The sequence below is a fragment of the Nocardiopsis ganjiahuensis DSM 45031 genome, assembly GCF_000341085.1.
GTDB classification, from domain to species: Bacteria; Actinomycetota; Actinomycetes; order Streptosporangiales; family Streptosporangiaceae; genus Nocardiopsis; species Nocardiopsis ganjiahuensis.
Genome location: NZ_ANBA01000011.1, coordinates 357,897 through 375,737, shown reverse-complemented (window position 1 = coordinate 375,737; position 17,841 = coordinate 357,897). Strand labels below are relative to the sequence as shown.

Sequence of the window (17,841 nt, the reverse complement as noted above, 5' to 3'; positions counted from 1 at the left end):
AGGGCCCGTTCCGGCCGTCGCTTTCCGCGGGGCCCGTCCCGACCTCACTCCCAGGCGAGGCGGCGGGCCGTGGTCACCTCGACCGGGGAGCTGCCGAGGTGGGCGGCGAGCAGCGCGCGTCCCTCGTCGGAGCGGGTGTGGACCGCGTCGGCCCAGCTGACCCACACGCGCCAGGCGGACTCGAAGGCGTCGGCGCCCCTGCGGTTGCGGGCCAGCAGTGAGGGCACCGCGTGGTACACCGCCCTCGGCGGTCCCTTCGGCGCGGGGACGTACCTGGGGACCAGGTAGCGAGGGCTGCCCACCAGGGGGCCGAGCACCTCGTCGAGGGCCTCGGCGAACAGCTCGGAGGACTCGGGATCGGTCAGGGTGAACCGGTACACGCCGTCGGTGTCCACGTGCACCCGGACCCCCTCCGCTCCCGTTCGGGAGTGTTCGGCCCCGCGCAGCGCGTCGGCCACGGCGCAGGCGTACCGGATGGTCTCCACCGGCTGCTCGGCCTCGCGGCGCAGCGGCCGGCGGTTCCGCCACTCCTGAAGCCACGAGCCCGAACCGAGCGCCGCGAAGCCCAGCGCCGGAACCGCCGCCCACGGCTCGAACACCGCCACGGCCAGGAACACCACGGCGAACACGGCCAGGGCCACCGTCTTCTTCGACGGCCGGTTCCCGCCCGGGATCCGTACGCCCTCCGGTCCGACCAGCGCCCGGGGCGGAGGCGGCGGCGCCAGGTCCGCACCCGGTTCCGCTGTCTCCGTGCCCACCGTCTCCTGCCCCTTGGCCGCACGCACCCGGAGGGTGGTCAGCAACCGGTCCCGGTACCCCGTACCGAGCCGCCAGCGGTTCCGGGTGCCCTCCCGGTCGGCGGCGCGGGCCAGCATGCGGGCGTTGACCGCCCCCGGATCGGCGGGCGGCTCGTAGGGGGACAGCTCCGGGTCCACGTGCGCGACCCCGCTCATCACCTCGCCGTCGGCGCTCACTCCGAGGTACCCCTCGTGCTTGCGCGCGAACCTCTCCCAGTCGGCCGTCCCGCGCGGGTGCTCGCGGCTCACGCACACCACCGTCCACGTGTGCGCGGTCTTCTCCGGCCAGTCCGGATCCAGCCGCAGCGCCCGCCCGCGGCTCTGCACCACGGACGTGGGGGTGGTGGCGGTGGTCAGGTCCACCACCGTGTTCACCCCGCGCGCGTCCCACCCCTCGCCGAGCAGCGCCCGGGTGCCCACCAGCACCTGGCAGCCGCCGGACTCCAGGAACCGGGTCACCACGCCCACCCAGACGCGCGAGGTCCAGGCGCCCTCCACCACGTGCAGTCCGTCGGTCTCGCGGACCGACAGCTCCACCCCGGGCAGCGCGTCGCGGGCGAAGTCCAGGAACGCGGCGCTGGTGTCCGGTCCGGTCGCCACGGTCCTGCCGGTGACCAGCACAGGGTCCAGTACCGAGGTGCGCGGGTCGGCGGCGAGCCGTCCCACCTGGAGCCAGGCCGACCCCGCGTCGTCGGAGAGCACGCCCCGGAGCGCGGCGGGCGCGCGGGCGGAAGCGCGTTCGTGGTCGCACAGGACGAGCGCCCGGAGCCGGGGGCCGACGGCGTCCTTCTCGGCGGCGAGGATCTCCACGGTGGCCAGGGACTTCGCGGCACTGCGGGCGAGCACCCGGTCCACGGGGGAGGCGCCGCGGCGGATTCCGTTGCGGGTGAGGTGGTATCCCACGGACGGCAGGGCGGCCCGGATGCGCTGGCGCGCCTCCTCGTCCCGTTCGGAGCCCTCCCGGTCGGAACCGGGGGCCAGGCAGTGTCGGGCGTAGTCGCCGATGAGCGCCGTCCAGTCCTCGGCCCGGGGCGGGTGCCGGTGCCGCTCGTGGACCCGGGCGCCGTCGGGCAGCGCGACCAGCCCCTGGTGGTGCAGGCGCAGCACCGCGTCGGTGAGTTCGGGGGACCGTGCGGCCAGGGTGCTCCAGCCGATCCGCCCGCCCTCACGGATGTCCCGGGAGACGAAGCGCGCGTCCAGCCAGGGCAGGAAGTCGGTGGTGGCGAACCCGGGGGCGAGCAGGTCCGTGCACATCGCCGCGAACCGGGCCCCCTGACCGGCCAGGTACTCGTGCTCGGTCAGGGTGGGCTCGGTGACGTGCACGAGCTCGGCGAACGGCGCGAGGTACCCGTCCCGGACCAGCGCGGGGACGGACGCCCCGATGACGGGCGGGCCGAAGAGCCGGTCGACCAGTTCCTTCTCCGCCGCGGTGAGGCTCCCGGCGGGAGTGCCGGTCAACCCGATCACACGGGCGTCGGGGAGTTCGTCGAGGATCTCGGCGAGCAGGCGCCCCCACACCTGGAGGAGGTGGTGGCACTCGTCGAGCAGGAGCGTGAGCGGACCGGCGTCGTGCAGCGCGTCCACCAGGGCCCGCCCGTTGGCGTGCAGCCGGTCGCGCACGGGGGTGGCCGAGCGGCCCTCCTCGTCGGTCTCGGCATCCGGGTCGAAGACGGCCAGCGACTGGTAGGTGAGCGCGTTGACGGCGTGCCCGAGGCCCCGGTCGGTCCCCGCGGTGCAGCCGTCGGGCCGGTCGAAGCCCTCCCAGTGCCGTACCCACTGCCCCTGGATGGCGGTGTTGGGCGCCAGGACCACGGTGCGGCGGCCCAGGCGCCGGGCGGCCTCCAGCCCGACGAGGGTCTTGCCGGAGCCGGGCGGGAGGACGATCCAGGTCCGCCCGGCCCCGTCCGACCAGCGCCGGTCCACCTCTGTGAGGGCCTCGCGCTGGTAGGGCCGTAGCTCCCCGGGCCAGGCCGCCCCGGCCAAGGGGGAGCCGTCCAGCGGCGGGCCGGTCCCGGTCTTCCCGGTGGTGGCGGACATTGAACCAGCTTAGGTCGGTTCCGGACCCTCCCACCATGAGGGCCCGGAACCGGGCGGCGGGTCCGCGCCCGCTCGAACCGCGGACCCGCCGGGTCGTTCACCGCGGCACGCTCACTCCCAGCGCAGACCCTCCGGGCGCATGGTCCTCAGGAGCGGGGGCAGGGCCAGCAGGGTGGTCAGGACCGCCACGCCCAGCCCCGCGCCGACGATGATGAGGATGTCTGGCAGGACGAAGGCCACGGGGAGCCCCACCAATCGTTGAATCAGAGCTCCCAGAGCCATCCCGACCACCGTGGCCAGGGCGATGCCCAGGAGTACGGGAAGCACGGTCTGCCACAGCACCGACGCCACCAGAGTGCGTCGTCGGGTGCCGAAGGCGGTGAGCACCGCGTGCACCCTCCTGCGCTCCCGGATCTGCTCGACCGTGCCCACCACCAGTCCGGCGGCGATCACCGTGAGGGCGGCCAGGGCCCCGGCGGTGAGCGCGTCACGCATCCTGATCATGGTGGGGATGGTCGCGCTGGCGAACGGGATCTCCACCCGGGCCGTCGGGTCCAGGGCCGCGATAGCGGCCTTGAGCTCTTCCGCCATTCCGGAGGCGGACGGGTCGGCCCGCATCCAGAGCGTGCCCGGTACCGCGATCCCCTCGGGCAGCGCGGCCGCCTCCGGAGTGGCGAGCACGGCGTCCTTCGCCGTGTGCCCCAACCCGTACCAGGGGTGCTCGACCAGGGGTCCGTCGAACTCGGTGAACTCGGGCACGGTCCAGGGAGCCGCGTTCACCTCGTCGCCGCCCCCGACCATGAGCGTGCCACCGGGTTCCAGCCCCGGCACCCCGCTGAAGGCGTCCCCGGGGGAGCACTCGGGCAGGTCGGCCATCAGCCGCAGGGAGGGGCAGTCGGCGACGAGGACGCGGATCCCGGAGCCGTCGTCGGTGACGCCGTCCACCCTGCTGTAGGCCAGGACCTCCTCCACGCCCCGCACCTCCGCCACGGCACCGGCGGGGTCGCTCCCGACCGGGACCGACCGCAGATCGGTCTGGAGCTGGAACCCGGGCGCGCCGAACTCCTGATCCGCGTACACCTCCTCGATGGTCTCCGCGAGCTCCACCGTGGAGTCGTCCCAGGCGTTCGCGAACAGGCTCAGCAACGCGATGGCGCCCGCCACGGTCACCACGATCCCGTTGACCGCGCGGGTGGGTCCGCCGCCCGCCGCGCCCAGCCGGCGCAGGGCCAGCTGGAGGGAGAGAGGCCCGCCCGAGGCGCGGCCGAAGAGCCGGTCGACCAACCAGGGCAGCACGGCCGTCGTGCCGAACAGGGAGGCCAGGAGCCCGACCGACACCATCGGGACCCACTGGTTCCCGGCGAGGCTGAGACGCATGCTCAGAACGATGAGGGAGACCCCCAGCACGAACAGGAGCAGTCGCCACCACAGCCTGGGACGCGTCCGCTCCGCGCGGCGTACGGTGCCCAACGGGTCGACCACCACACCGCGCAGCGAGCCGAGCACCACCCACAGGGCCAGGAACGGTACCGCGGCGAACACCAGGGGGCCGAGCACCGGGTGCGGTGTCACGTCGGCGGTGTACAACCCGGACGAGATCGGCACCGACTCCACGATCGGGCGTCCGAGGAGGAAGAATCCCACTCCGAGGGCCAGGCCGAGCGCGACCCCGGGGAGGGTCTCACCCGCCGCGATACGCCGGGTGGCGCCGCGGTCGGCGCCCATCAGCCGCAGCGCGGACAGACGCCGGTCGCGCTGTTCGCCGCCGAAGCGCACCGCCGCGCCGAGGAACACCACCACCGGGGTGAGCATGACGATCACGCCCACCGCACCGAGCAGCATGATGACGGGTTCGTCCCCGCTGGGGCCCGGCTCCCCGCCGTAGCCGGTGATCCGGTTCCCGGCGTTGTCCAGGGTCAACTCCCCGTCACCGAGGTAGAAGGCCAGCTCGTGCGGTCCCATCAGGCCCTCGGGCCCGATCTCTCCGACGGGGGTGTGGTCGAACCTGCGCTGGAGTACCTCGTTCTCCGGTTCCTCGAGGAGCTCGGCCAGAGCGGGGGAGAGCACGATCTCCCCGGGGCCGGGGATCTCGGACACCCCGGGAGGGAGAGGGGGATCGGACCCCTCGGCCCGGACGATCCGTCCGTGGATCGGGTTTCCCTCGTAGGCGGTGTCGGCGAGGCTGAACAGCAGGGTGTCCTCGCCCGCGGGGGGTGGCGGGTACTCCGCCACCTGGTAGTCGAGGCGGTCCGCCGAACGCTCGTTCAGGTGGGCCATGACGGTCGGCAGGGCAGCGGCCAGAAGCAGGGCGGCTGTGGCCACGCCCACCCCTGTCGCGGTCAGCAGGGTCCGCAGTACGACCTCCCTGCCACCGCGCACGGAGAGCTGGGCGCCCAGCCAGAGGTCCTTGAGGAAGGACGGTCGGGCCCGCTCCTGCCGGACCTTTCCGGGAGCGCGTTCACGCAGGCTCATGCGAGCCCTCCGAGGTCACGGGTGCGGCCGTCCCGGACCACGACCTCACGGTCGGCGTAGGCGGCCACCCGGGGCTCGTGCGTCACCAGGACCACGGCGGCACGGCTCTCCCTCGCGGCGTCGGTGAGCATCCGGATCACCCGCTCCCCGTTGAGGGAGTCGAGGGCACCGGTCGGTTCGTCCGCGAACACCACCCGGGGCCGGGTGATCAGGGCCCGGGCCACCGCGACCCGCTGGCCCTGGCCGCCCGAGCATTCACCCGGGGTCTTCCCGGCGACCTCGGCCACGTCCAGCCGCTCCAGCCAGTCGACGGCGGTGCGTTCGGCCCGGCGCCGGGACTCCCCGCCCAACCGCAGGGGCAGCGCGACGTTCTCGACACAGGAGAGTTCGGGGACGAGCTGGCCGAACTGGAAGAGGAAGCCGAATTCGGTACGGCGCAGGTCGCTGAGCCGGGAATCGGAGACCTCGGTGAGGTCGGTGTCGCCGTAGCCGACGCGGCCGCCGTCGGGCCGCACGATCCCGGCCAGGCAGTGCAGCAGGGTGGACTTCCCGGAGCCGGACGGGCCCATGACGGCCACGATCTCGCCGGGGTACAGGCTCAGGGAGGCGTCCTCCAGGGCCTGGGTGAGGCCGAAGGACTTGCGCAGGCCCGATCCGACGAGCAGCGGTTCCACGGCGTCCTCCGGGGTGCCGGTGCTCTCCGGGGCCGGTGCGGTCCGGGGGGTGGAGTGGGTCATCGGCCCCGCACCTCTCCGGCCAGGTCGTTCAGCCGGGCGGCGGTCAGTTCCAGCCAGCGCAGGTCGGCTTCGAGGTGGAACAGCGCGTGGTCGCAGATGAGCTGGTCGGAGAGGTCTCCGTCGGCCTTGCGGCGGGTGAGCTCGCGCATCTGGCGCAGGTGCTCGGCGCGCTGGACGTCGAGGATGTCGTCGGCCGAGCGGCCGGTGAGCAGGGCCAGCACGACCTTGGTGTACAGGGTGCTCTGCAGGTAGGGCTCGGGGCTCTCCGGGGAGGCGAGCCACCGTTCGACGTCGGTGACCCCGGCGTCGGTCACGGTGTAGCGCTTGCGCTCGGGGCCCGCACCGGGCTCCACCGAGTCCACCTCCACCAGCCCGTTCTTCAGGAGCCGGGACAGGGTGGCGTACACCTGCCCGTAGGCGAGCGGGCGCTTGGTGGCGAAGCGCTCGTCGTAGGCCCGCTTGAGGTCGTATCCGTGCTGGGGGCGGGTTTCCAGCAGCCCCAGAAGTGTTTGGCCGAGTGACATGCGACTGACTATACACATGATGTATACCCCGTGTGTATAGCCGGAAGGCCATCCACAGGGGCGGCCCGGCCCGGTCCGCTCAGACGGCCGGGGCCGGGCCGGCGGCGCGCTCGCGCACGGCCGCGTACAGGAACACCAGGGCGGCGCCCACGGCCGTCGCCAGCATCACCGTGGTCATGCTCGCCATGGTGGTGGAGCCGGTCAGCCCGGCGGTGGCGGCCAGCGCCGAACCCACCCCGAACTGGAGCGTCCCCAGCAGCGCCGAGCTGGTCCCGGCGATCTCGGAGGACTGGCCGGACAGCGCCATCGCCGTCGCGTTGGGCGAGATGAGCCCGGTGAAGACCATCATCACGAACAGCGCCGCGGTGACCGTCACCAGGCCGGCCGACCCGCTCGCGGCCAGCAGGCCCATCCCCGCCACGGAGGCGACCGCGCCCACGAGCCCCAGCCCGAGGCGGCGGCGCAGCTCCATCCGGCGGATCAGCACCACGTTGACCTGGTTGCCGATGATCATGCCGAGCGTGGTCACGCCGAAGATCAGGCTGAACTGCTGGGGAGTGGCCCCGAACTCGGACTGGGACACGAACGAGAACGCGGAGATGTACGTGAAGCTCATCCCGAAGCTCAGCGTCAGGACCATCGTCGGCGCGATGAACCCGGGGTCGCGGAGCAGGCGGCCGAAGGTGCGGGCGAGGACCCGCGGGTCCTGGCGCCGGCGCTGTTCGCGCGGCAGGCTCTCCGGCAGTGCGAACAGGACCAGGGCGAAGGTCGCCGCTCCGGTCAGGCCCAGCGCCCCGAAGATCAGCTGCCAGGGTCCGAACAGCAGCAGCTGACCGCCCAGGACCGGGCCGAGCATGGGCGCCAGCCCGGTCAGCAGCACGAGCCGGGAGAAGAAGGTCGCGGCTGTGTCGCCGTGGAACACGTCCCGCACCACCGCGCGGGAGACCACCAGGCCGGCCGCCGCGGACAGCCCCTGGAGGAACCGCAGGGCCATGAACGCCTCGGCCGAGGACACGAACACGATCGCGAAGGTCACCGCCGTGAACACCGCGGTCCCCACGAGCAGGGGAGCGCGGCGGCCCCAGCGGTCGCTCAGCGGGCCGGAGACGAGCTGCCCGAGGGCCAGGCCGGCCATCACGGCGGTCAGGGTCAGTTTGACCCGGGACTCACTGGCCCCGAGGTCGGCGGCGATCTCGGGGAGCGCGGGCAGGTAGAGGTCGGTGGCGAGCGGGCCGATGGCCGACAGGACGCCGAGGACGAGGACGAGCAGGGCGGTGGACCGGCTCGGGGCCGGGGCCGGGGGGCTGGTGTTCGTGCGGTTGGGCCGGTCGTTGTCGATCCGGTTGTTCCTGTGCGCGTTCGGGCGTGCGACGGTAAGGCTCACGAGCTCTCCAGGGCATGGCTGTGGAAGGTCAGGGTCAACCTGGGGGTTGGTGTTCGGCGCCGTGAGCCACCTTCGGGTGGGGCACCTTGGGGCGGTCCCATGTGCGGGACACTCCGCGTGCAACGGGTGACCACGGGATGGCAATCCCCGCTTGACCGAAGTTGTCCGGTGATCCGAACCACAGGCTGGAACCCCCTGCCCATAAGGGGTTTCGTGCGGCGTGAGGGCGCTCACCCGGGGCGTTCGCCGCCGCCGGTCCGGCCGGTGGGGGGTTGACACTGTCACCCCGGTATCTAAAGTTGTCAGTGTCTACACGCCGCCACTGCGGACCCTTCGGAGGGTGGCCCACAACCATGGGTTGACGTTGTCAACCAAGGAGGCGCGCATGTTCTCCCTGCTGGGACGGTTCACCTATCGCCGGCGCTGGACGGTCGTCCTGGTGACCGCGCTGCTCGTACCGCTGGCAGGGATCTGGGGCGCCGGGGTGTTCGGTGAGCTGAGTACCTCCGGCTACGACGCCCCGGGCACCGAGACCGCGCGGGCCGAGGCCCTGCTGGAGGGGGCCGAGGGGGTCGGGGCGGAACGGATCGACGCCGTCGCCGTCTACACGGCCTCCCCGGACGGCGGCGCCGACAGCGGCACCGTGGACGATCCCGACCGGGCCGCCGCCCTGGAAGGGGTGTTCGACCGGCTCCCCGGACAACACGTGGAATCGGCGCTGCACCACTGGGACCCGGGTCCGTACGACCCCGACCTCCTCGTCTCCGAGGACCGGCGTTCCACCTATGTCGCCCTGACCATGGCCGGCGCGGACGAACAGGAACGGCTCGCCTCCTACCAGGCGGTCCTGGACCACCTGCCCGCCGACGGGTTCGAGCACCACCTGGGCGGTCAGCTCACCAGCGTCCACGAACTCCAGGTGATCGCCGAGAACGACCTGGTCGCCGCTCAGGTCATCGCGATGCCGCTGCTCTTCGTCCTGCTCGTGGTCGTGTTCCGCGGCCTGGTCGCCGCGCTCCTGCCGTTGGCCCTCGGGGTGCTCTCGATCATCGGTGCCACCGCCCTGCTGCGACTGTGGACACAGGTCACCGAGGTGTCCGTCTTCGCCCTCCAGATCACCGTGCTCCTCGGCCTGGGCCTGGCCATCGACTACGGCCTCTTCGTGGTCGGCCGGTTCCGCGACGAGCTCTCCCGCACCGGCGACGTCGCGGCCGCGCTCCCGCCCACCCTCGCCACCGCCGGACGCACCGTCGCCTACTCGGGGATCACCGTCGCGGTGGCCCTCTGCGGCATGCTCCTGTTCCCGCAGCCCGTCTCGCACTCCATCGGGCTCGGCGGGATCAGCGTGGTCCTGCTCAACATCGCCGCCGCGGTCGTGGTGCTGCCCGCGCTGCTCGCGGTCCTGGGCCACCGGGTGAACCGGTTCCCGCTGCCGATTCCCGCCCTGACCGCCACCGGCCTGTGGGAACGGCTCGCCACCGGGGTGATGCGCCGCCCCTGGCTGAGCCTCACCGCGGTGACGGCGGTCCTCGCCCTGGCCGCCCTGCCGTTGCTGTCCCTCGACGCCGGGACCGTCAGCCACCGCTACCTGCCCTCCGACAACGACGGCCAGGTGAGCTCCCGCATCCTGGCGGAGGACTTCCCGGTGGGCGGCCCCGCGAGCCCGACGATGGACGTCGCGGTCGTCGGCGAGGGGGAGGCCGACCTGCCGGGGCTGGAGTCCTACGCGGACCGGCTCGCAGCCCTGCCCGGGGCCTCCGGCACACGGGTGGAGCACACCTCTGACGGGCTCGCACACCTCAGCGTGGCCTACGAGGGGGCGCCCGACGACCCGGGCAACCTCGACCTCGTCCGCGCGATCCGCGCCGAACCGGTACCGCCCGGGGCGCGGGAGGTCCTGGTCGGCGGTGCGGGCACCCCCGCCGGGACCCTGGACGACACCGAGGCCACCCTCGCCGCCCTGCCCGGGGTGCTGGCCTTCGTCGTGGCGGCCACCCTGGTCCTGCTCGGCCTGGCATTCCGGTCGGTCGTGCTGCCGGTGAAGGCGGTGCTGGCCGCGGTGCTCTCCCTGGCGGCCACGTTCGGCCTGCTCACCTGGGCGATCCAGGAAGGCGGCCTCGCCCCGCTCCTGGGATTCGACCCGGTGGGCACCACGGACCTGTGGCTGTACGAGATCGTCCTGGTGATCGCCTTCGGCCTGACCACCGACTACGAACTCTTCATCGTCAGCCGCGCCCGGGAGGAGTACACGCGCACCGGGGACACCGCCCGCTCCGTGGCCGGTGCGCTGCAGCACACCGGGGCGGTGGTGAGCGGCGCCGCCCTGCTCATGGTGGTGGTGCTCGCGACCACGGGGATCGTGTCGGACTCGCTGGTCGTCACGACCCTGGGCATCGGACTCTCCGTCGCGCTGATCCTGGACGCCACCCTGGTCCGCGCACTGCTGGTGCCCGCCTCCATGCGCCTGCTCGGCCGCGCCAACTGGTGGCCCGCTCGGTAGTCTGCGGGGATGCCGACCACGACCAGGGACAAGCTCCTCGACGCCGCCACCCGACTCCTGGACTCGGGTGGTCCCGAGGCGGTCACGCTACGCGAGGTGGGGCGGTTGGCCGGGGTCTCGCACAACACCCCGTACAAGCACTTCGCCGACAAGGAGGACCTGCTCGCGGAGGTCGCGGCGGGTGAGCTCGGCGGACTGGGGGCGGCGCTGCGGTCCCTGCCCCCGACCGGCCCGGAGAGCCTGAGGGCGGCGCTGAACCTCTACACGGTCTGGGCACTGGACCACCCGGCCCGGTTCAAGCTGGTGTTCGGCTCGTGGCGCAGCGAGTCGGCGGTCCTGGGCCGCGCGGCCGCGGAGGCCCGGACGGCGCTGGTCGTCCTGGTGGCGGGGGCCCAGGACAGGGGGCTTCTGCCCGCCGGTGACACCGAACGCGCCGCGGCGCTGGTCCACTCCCTGACCCACGGCGCGGTCGACCTGTCCCTGGCCGGGCACCTGTCCGCGGAGAAGGGCCGTACCGACCCCGCGGGTCTGGTCGAGGACCTGCTCACCTACCTGGGCGCCGCCGCCGGCTGAGGACGGCGGCCCGAGGTCAGCTGTCCTGCGGGGGGCCGTCCTGGTGCGGAGCCTCCGGTCGGGTCTCCTGCTGGAGGGCGCGCAGGCGGGCGTCCTCCGCTGCGCGGGCCGCGCGGCGGAGGCGGTGCCAGGAGGTGGCCCAGCGGAGGCGTTCGCCCTCGTCGGTGCCGACGCAGGCGGTCACGAAGGCCATCAGGAACACGTAGCCGGGGAGCTCGGTGCCCTCCAGCGCGCGCTGGAACTTGGGGGCGCTGACCACGCCGCCGCACTTGTACTCCAGCTCCAGGTACGACCAGTCACCCGCCCACGCGAGGTAGCGGCGCATGGTCAGGAGGAACTCCTCGGGGGTGTTCGCGTCCATGGGGTTGGGGCGCTGCTCCGGTTCGGGGTGCGCGCTCTCGTTGGGGTCTATGGGGAGGGCCATGGGTTCGGAGGGGACACGGTCGAGCCAACCGGGCCGGGGGAGTGAGCGGTTGGGACCGGTCGGTTCGAGGACGCCCGGGACACTCACACGGTCTCCTTTTCGGCGGTCGGCGCGACGGCCTGGGTCATGGAAAGACTCTCCGGCACCCGTGGGGCACGGGTGCGGTCAAGGGGGTTCTGAGAAGGTCGACCAGCGGATGCGGGGCGTTGCGGCGGGAACTCCGACTGACCGGTTACAGGGAAATCTACCGGAAGAAGACGACACGCGAAAGCGCCTGGTGTCCGGGTTTGTGGGAGGCGTACGTCTCTTTCCGACACGGTGGCTTCGCCACGGGGTGTCCTGTTGAGAAGTTTTCTATGAAAACGGATCAAAGGTGATCTCTGGCCCCAATGGAAACGTCCGTAATGTCAGATGCATTCTTTTCCCTGTTCACTTGGGTATGGCTGGAAAACGATCTTTCTTTCCCGAGAAATGCCATGTCCGAAACTAGGGGTTGAGGACGTCCCTAACTAGGAGTGGGAGGGGCGGGTTCCCACCACAGTGCGGTGGCGTCGTCCCGGGCCTTGCCGCGCGGGTGCAGCCGACAGGAGGGGTCCGCCGCCTCCAGGTCCCTCACCCGTTCCACCAGAGCGCTCGGACCCCGCTGCCGGACCAGCTCGAAAGCGCCTTCCCAGGACAGGTCGCCGAACACCTCCACCGCCCGGCTCGCGCCGTCGGTCATCGCCAGGAACGCACCCCTGGGGACCGTCCCGGCCAGGGCCTCCTCAGCGGCCCGGGGATCGGCGCCGGCGGTCCAGAACCCGCCCGGGACGTTGCGCCAGGCACGGACCGGCGTCCCCGGAGCCACCCGGGGACGCAGGTCGTCCAACCTCGTGTCCGCGATCAGCCGGACCCCTGCGCCCTCCTCGGTGAGCAGCACCGAGTCCGACAGCACCAGGTACTCCAGGTGGTCGTCGGCGACCCGGACCGCCACCACCGTGGCCGAGGGCGTCTGCTGGTTGCCGAGGTCGCACGTCCCCTCGTGCGCGGCCGACACCGCGGTGATCGCCTCCGCCAGCGCCTCACGCAGGGAGGCCCCCGCGTCCGCCCCGGCCAGCAGCAGCGCCCCCAGGCGCCGCGTGTGCCAGGACACCCCGTGCGAACAGCCGTTGTCCGGGTGCACGGGGGCGCTGACCCCGTCGAGCAGGACCGCGGCGGTGGCGGTCACCGCCGCGAAGTCCTCGTTCGGGTGGTCGGGGCGGCCGGGGGCGGTGGCGACGAGGAAGGGCACAGGTCGCCTCCCGGCCTCGGCTCAGCGCACCGACACGGTGGCGTGCACGTCCAGGTGGCCCTGCTCCCACAGCCAGTCCATGGCGGCCAGGCTCACCCGGGCGCAGCCCTTGGAGGCGGGCTGGGCCGGGACGCTGGGGTACCCGTGCACGGCGATGCCGCCGTTGAAGTACTTGGGCCGGTACAGCGCCCCGTACGGGCCCGGGTCCCAGGAGTCGACGTCACGGAAGACCGCGTACTCGCCCGTGGGCGTCGTGGCGATCCGCTCGGAGCCGTCGGAGCCCTCGTAGGGCTGACCGGAACCGGTGGACGTGTGGATGACGCTCTCGACCTCGCCGTCGGTGACGACCAGCAGCAGCTGGAGTTCGAGGTCGATCTCCACCACCGAACCCGAGCCCGTGGCGGCGGTCGGCACAGTGCCCGCGCTGAGCGCGGCCCGGGTGTCGGGGCCGACGACGCCGTCCCGGCCGATCCCGGCGGCCTTCTGGAGCGCCAGTACGGCGTGCTCGGTGTGCAGGCCGAACTCGCCGTCCACGCCGTCGATCCAGTAGCCGAGCGCGGCCAGCTGTTCCTGGAGCGCACTCACCTGGGCGCCGGAGTCGCCCTTGCGGAGGTCCTCGGTCACCTCCACGGAGGAGGGGACCGAGGCGGCCGGGGCGGAGAGAGCCGGGGCCGGGACGGGTGCGGCGTGCGCCGGTGCGGACAGCAGCGCCGTCCCCACCGCCAGGGCGCAGGCCGCCCCGAGGGTGAGGGTGGTCGTTCGGACGGGGGTCCTTGCGGAGTGTGATCGGGGGGAAACCATACGTCCCATTTACCCATAAGCCCGCCGTTGTCCCGGATCCGGGTCGCTCACCCTCGGAACCGTGCCCCGCCGGCTACTCGAAGCGGGAGCTGCGGACCGGGCCGGAGGTGGCCACGGGCAGGCGCGGGCCCCGGGCCCAGTGGTCGGTGACCGCCTCGGCGAAGGGCGTCAGCGCCGGGTCCCGCTCCTCGGCTTCGGCCGCGAGGATCCGTTCGGCCAGCTCCTCCTCGGGCGCGTCGTCCGCGGGCACCTGCTCGACCCCGCCGTCCACCACCCTGAAGCTCTCACCCCAGGGCCGGACCACCTGCTGGTGCAGCACGGAGACCACGTCGGCGGTGGCCCCGGGAGGGGACGTCCAGCAGGAGGCGTGCTCGAACAGGATCTGCCCGGGCGCCCTGGGCACCAGCCGGCGCAGCAGCTCCGGGTCGGTGTCGTTCAGGTCGTAGGCGACCACCACGGCGTCCGAGCGCTCCGGGTCCACCGGCACCACAGGAAGGTCCAGCGACCGGGCGGCGGCCAGCCCGAGGATCCGGCTGGAGCGGTCCGGCAGCGGCATGACCGCGTCCGGCCGCTGCCCCGTGGCCCCGAGCACCGCGGCCAGGTCCCGCAGCCCCGTCAGGCACGAGGTGTAGGAGTCGCCGAGGTAGGCGAACCGGCCGTTCATGCCCTCGTCGAAGCCGTGCGGGGAGATCTGTCCGAGGACCGCCCCGGTCAGCGCGAACTGCCAACCGCGCAGGTCCCGCTCGTCCATGGGGCCCGCCGCCCGCGCGGCCCCGGCCCGGTCCACCATCCGGGTGATCCGGTCGTGGGCCAGGTCCCAGCTGTCGTCGTCGGGGGTCGACAGCCGGTCGAGGACCTCGCGTGCGGTGCCCGCGTCCCCGGAGCACAGCGCGTTGTAGGCGAGCAGGTAACCGCCCGGCCAGTCAGGGAGGTCGCCCTCCCAGGCCCGCAGCTCGCGCACCGCGTCACCGTGCCGTTCCTGGTCCTCCAGCGCCGAGACCAGCTCCCACAGGGCCGGCGCGGCGGCGGGCGCGAGTCGGCGCGCGGCCCGGAGGGCGGGGACCGCCAGGTGCGGTGCTCCGGCCTCCAGGCACTCGAACCCGAAGTCGTAGCAGGCCTGGGCGCTGTCGGGCTGTTCCCGCAGAGCCTCGGAGGAGGTGGCGAGGTCGTCCAGGCCCTGGGCGCGAGCGACCGCCGCGGTGAACTCGGCCAGGTCCCCGACCGTGAGGCCGTCCGCGGTGTGGCGCAGGGAACGCACCGCGGCCGGGGCGTCCCCCGCCTCCAGCGTCTTCCAGGCGCCGGGGAGGTCCGATGTCATGTCTGGTGCCTTTCGCTCCGGGTGCGGATCCCGTGCGGGACCCGCTGTGGTCCGACGCCCCGCCCGCCGCCCCGGTTCACCACGGCGGGCGGACGGGGCGGGACAACGGTCCCCTACCCGGTCAGCGGTCGTACGACCGCCCCTCCAGCGAGCGCTCCTCCAACGACCGCGCCACCTGGGCCAGGGCACGGCAGCGGGCGAACTCCACCGGGGTGAACGGCACCCCCGCGCGGTGGACCGCCAGAACTCCGCCACCGGGCGCGGGCAGGGCCATGGCGGTACCGGACAGCTCCTCTCGGGCCCCGCCGTGTCCGTCCCCGCCGACACCCTCGGGCACCTCCACACGGCGGACGTCGTGGGCCGCGGCGAGGGCGAGCAGGCAGCGTTCGAGGGTGGTCGCGCCGGTGACCAGCGCGTCCACCATGGCGAGGGTTCGGCTCGTGGTGTCGCTGAGCTCGTGGACGTCGGCGGTGCGCACCACGGCGTGGCGGCCGCCGGCGTCCCGCACGGCGCGGCGCAGGTCGGCCTCGTCCAGGACCGGGGGCACGCTCACGAAGAACTCGTCGACGGCGTCGGTGCCGTCCGGGTGGACCTGCATGAGGCGGATGTCGACCCCGAGCGCCGCGAACCGGCCGGTGAGGGCGGCCAGCCCGCCGGGCACGTCGGCGACGGTGACCCGCACGCTCCAGAGCCGGTCCTCGACGGGGGAGGCGGAGCGGCCGGGGAAGGCCGTACCCGGCAGGGGCGAGGGTGGTCGGCGGCGGGATCGGCGGTGCCTGCGCCAGCGGTGCAGGGCGGAGAACACGAGGAGTACGACCCCCAGCACGATCAGGGTCCGGACCCCGCTGTCGCTGTGGCCGAGGGAGACCACCAGCAGGTGCGCCGCTCCGGCGGCGAACAGCAGGGTCCCCATCTCCAGCACCTCTCGGCCGAAGAATCCGTGACGGTCGTCGGTTCCATGGCTGCCACTGAAAGCGTCCATGCCCTCGAAGGTGCCAAGCCGACGTTGCGCCCGTTCGCTGTTCTGTGTCGACCCGGTAACGGCAGGGGGTGATGCCGGTCACGGTCGCGTCCGGCCCCGTGACACCCGGTGAACGCGGCGCGTGGGTCGGGGCGGCGCCCCGGTCGTGTCCGTTCCGGTCAGGGGAGCTCGATGACGTCGGTGACGTCGATGTCGATGCGCGCGACCCGCAGGCCCAGGCGGTCCTCGACGAAGGAGCCCATGGCCTGCCGGGCCGCCGCGGTGGCCTCGGGGATGACGGTGCCGTTCAGGATCCGTGCGGTGGCGGCGACGACCAGCCCGTCCGGAGTGTTCCTGATCCGGCAGCCGCCGATGATCAGTCCCCCGGCCGGGTCCACGCAGACGCGCAGCATCGCGGAGACCGCCGAGTGGCGGATCCGGGTGTCACCGGGGGTGTCCCCGGTGCCGGGGCCGGACAGCCGGAGGGTCTCCCGGGAGCGCCCCTCGGCACGCACCGTGCGCATCACGTCGTCGAGCAGCCCGGGCGGCGCGGTGATCTCGCGGCCCTCGTCCGGGGCCGAGTCCAGAGCCGACAGGAGCGGCCGGAACTCCTCAGCGGCGGCCCGGCAGTGCGGGCAGGTCCGCTCGTGTCCGGTGGCGGTGCCCGCCCGGAGGTGGCCCAGGAGCGCGTCGGCGGAGGTCCCGCAGGGCAGCTGGTCGTGGTCGTGGGACGGGTCTACCGCCATGGTTCGAGCGCCTCCACGAGATGGGTACGCGCGCGGTGGATGCGCCCGCGTACGGCGGTCGGGGTGGTGTCGACGATCTCCGCTATCTCCTCATAGCCCAATCCTTCCATTTCCCGAAGAATCCAGCAGATCCGCTGTGGGGGTGGCAACCCGGACAGGGCCTGGAACAGGGCCTCGTGCAGGTTGGTGGCGATGGCCCGGTCGGCGGGGCCCGCCTCCCGCTCCCGGATTCCGGGGTCCTCCGCCTCGGCGGGATCCTCGGGGCGGCGGGCGCGCAGGGCGTTCAGCGCGAGGCGGCCGACGATGCGGTGGAGCCAGGCGGGGAAGGTGCTCGGGTCCCGGAGGTCGGGCAGCCTGCGCCAGGCCGTGATGAGGGCCTCCTGTGCGGTGTCCCTGGCCTCGGCCGCGTTGCCGAGGGTGCGGAGGGCGATGCGGTAGACAACGTCCTGGTGGCGGCGGACGAGGGCTTCGAAGGCCCGGTCGTCGCCGTCCTGTGCCCGTTCCACGAGCACGCTCTCCGGTAGTGCGGTGTCCGTGTGCATCTGCGGGATCCAGCTCTCCCGAGGCCGGGGTAACTACCTGTCGTCATAAGTTAACTACACTACGTAGTGTTTTTGTGATCAGCAAATGTGTTCCAGGTCACATAAGTTTCCGCGTGAGCCAGACCCCCTCTCCCGTGTCCTCCACATGACGGCCCGTACGAAAGGCCGCACGCACCCGGATCACAGGAGGCACACCATGGCAGCCAGGAACCCCGCGACCCCCCGGACCGACATCCACGAGGCCCCCGCGTCGGCCGCCCCCGACACCGCCTCCTCCCACCGCACCGACGTCGCCCGCACCGACCGGAACCCCGAGCGCGCCGACCGCGCCGGTGGCACCGGACGCACCGACATCGCCGACCACGTCGTCGCCAAGATCGCCGGGATGGCCGCCCGCGAGGTCCGCGGCGTCCACCGGATGGGAGGGGGAGCGGCCCGCGCCTTCGACGCCGTCCGGGAGCGCATCCCGGGCTCCACCTCCACCAACACCGCCGCCCGCGGGGTCTCCGTCGAGGTCGGCCAGACCCAGACCGCCGTCGACATCAACCTGGTCGTCGAGTACGGCATCTCCATCCCCGACCTCGCCGCGGTCGTCCGCCGCAACGTCACCGCCGGGGTGGAGCGCATGACCGGACTGGAGGTCACCGAGGTCAACGTGACCGTCGACGACATCCACCTCCCGGACGAGGACACCCAGGAGACCCCGGCCGAGCCCCGCGTCCGCTGACGAGTACCTCCCCCAGAGCAGTTAAGGA

15 protein-coding genes are annotated in these 17,841 nt (G+C 73.1%); 3 read left to right on the top strand and 12 right to left on the bottom strand.

From position 1 onward, the window contains the following. Positions 1–44: 44 nt before the first annotated feature. The 5 genes from D458_RS0116850 to D458_RS0116830 form a co-directional block, all read right to left on the bottom strand. The gene (locus D458_RS0116850) at positions 45–2,834 is read right to left on the bottom strand and encodes a DEAD/DEAH box helicase family protein (RefSeq protein WP_026119387.1); all 2,790 of its coding nucleotides are present in this window, start codon (positions 2,832–2,834) and stop codon (positions 45–47) included. A 111-nt stretch (positions 2,835–2,945) separates the two neighbouring features. Further along, positions 2,946–5,306 (bottom strand): FtsX-like permease family protein, encoded by a 2,361-nt coding sequence (locus tag D458_RS0116845; RefSeq protein WP_017587926.1) that lies wholly within the window; start codon positions 5,304–5,306, stop codon positions 2,946–2,948. Beyond that, a complete protein-coding gene (locus D458_RS0116840; protein WP_017587925.1) occupies positions 5,303–6,043 on the bottom strand; it encodes an ABC transporter ATP-binding protein in 741 nt (246 codons plus the stop codon). The genes D458_RS0116845 and D458_RS0116840 overlap by 4 nt, the downstream gene beginning before the upstream one ends. Continuing rightward, positions 6,040–6,567, bottom strand: coding sequence for a PadR family transcriptional regulator (locus tag D458_RS0116835; protein WP_017587924.1), 528 nt, complete (start codon positions 6,565–6,567; stop codon positions 6,040–6,042). Before D458_RS0116835 ends, D458_RS0116840 begins: the two co-directional genes overlap by 4 nt. A gap of 79 nt (positions 6,568–6,646) precedes the next feature. Continuing rightward, positions 6,647–7,951 carry a multidrug effflux MFS transporter gene (locus D458_RS0116830; protein ID WP_017587923.1) on the bottom strand — a complete coding sequence of 435 codons (1,305 nt, stop codon included), beginning with the start codon at positions 7,949–7,951 and terminating at the stop codon, positions 6,647–6,649. Between the two features lie 385 nt (positions 7,952–8,336). On the opposite strand from D458_RS0116830, the gene D458_RS0116825 reads away from it, so the two are divergent. Then, the gene (locus D458_RS0116825) at positions 8,337–10,451 is read left to right on the top strand and encodes an MMPL family transporter (RefSeq protein ID WP_017587922.1); all 2,115 of its coding nucleotides are present in this window, start codon (positions 8,337–8,339) and stop codon (positions 10,449–10,451) included. 9 nt (positions 10,452–10,460) lie between these two features. Next, complete coding sequence (locus tag D458_RS0116820; RefSeq protein ID WP_017587921.1) at positions 10,461–11,024, top strand: TetR/AcrR family transcriptional regulator; 564 nt, start codon at positions 10,461–10,463, stop codon at positions 11,022–11,024. 16 nt (positions 11,025–11,040) lie between these two features. On the opposite strand, the gene D458_RS33625 is transcribed toward D458_RS0116820, so the two are convergent. The 7 genes from D458_RS33625 to D458_RS0116785 form a co-directional block, all read right to left on the bottom strand. Next, on the bottom strand, positions 11,041–11,535 hold the full coding sequence (locus D458_RS33625; RefSeq protein WP_017587920.1) for a hypothetical protein: 495 nt from the start codon (positions 11,533–11,535) through the stop codon (positions 11,041–11,043). 418 nt (positions 11,536–11,953) lie between these two features. Then, positions 11,954–12,718, bottom strand: a complete 765-nt coding sequence (locus D458_RS0116810; RefSeq protein WP_017587919.1) for a protein phosphatase 2C domain-containing protein — start codon at positions 12,716–12,718, stop codon at positions 11,954–11,956. 21 nt (positions 12,719–12,739) lie between these two features. Continuing rightward, positions 12,740–13,519: a L,D-transpeptidase family protein gene (locus tag D458_RS0116805; RefSeq protein ID WP_026119386.1), complete on the bottom strand. Its 780-nt coding sequence runs from the start codon at positions 13,517–13,519 to the stop codon at positions 12,740–12,742. Positions 13,520–13,592: 73 nt separating this feature from the next. Then, a complete protein-coding gene (locus tag D458_RS0116800) occupies positions 13,593–14,837 on the bottom strand; it encodes a hypothetical protein (protein WP_017587917.1) in 1,245 nt (414 codons plus the stop codon). A gap of 121 nt (positions 14,838–14,958) precedes the next feature. Next, positions 14,959–15,819 (bottom strand): ACT domain-containing protein, encoded by an 861-nt coding sequence (locus D458_RS0116795; RefSeq protein ID WP_026119385.1) that lies wholly within the window; start codon positions 15,817–15,819, stop codon positions 14,959–14,961. Positions 15,820–15,977: 158 nt separating this feature from the next. Further along, complete coding sequence (locus D458_RS0116790) at positions 15,978–16,544, bottom strand: anti-sigma factor (protein WP_017587915.1); 567 nt, start codon at positions 16,542–16,544, stop codon at positions 15,978–15,980. After that, positions 16,535–17,086 (bottom strand): RNA polymerase sigma factor, encoded by a 552-nt coding sequence (locus D458_RS0116785; RefSeq protein WP_017587914.1) that lies wholly within the window; start codon positions 17,084–17,086, stop codon positions 16,535–16,537. The genes D458_RS0116790 and D458_RS0116785 overlap by 10 nt, the downstream gene beginning before the upstream one ends. Positions 17,087–17,282: 196 nt before the next feature. Between D458_RS0116785 and D458_RS0116780 the strand changes: the two genes are divergently transcribed. Next, positions 17,283–17,813: an Asp23/Gls24 family envelope stress response protein gene (locus tag D458_RS0116780; RefSeq protein WP_017587913.1), complete on the top strand. Its 531-nt coding sequence runs from the start codon at positions 17,283–17,285 to the stop codon at positions 17,811–17,813. The last annotated feature ends 28 nt before the right edge of the window (positions 17,814–17,841 follow it).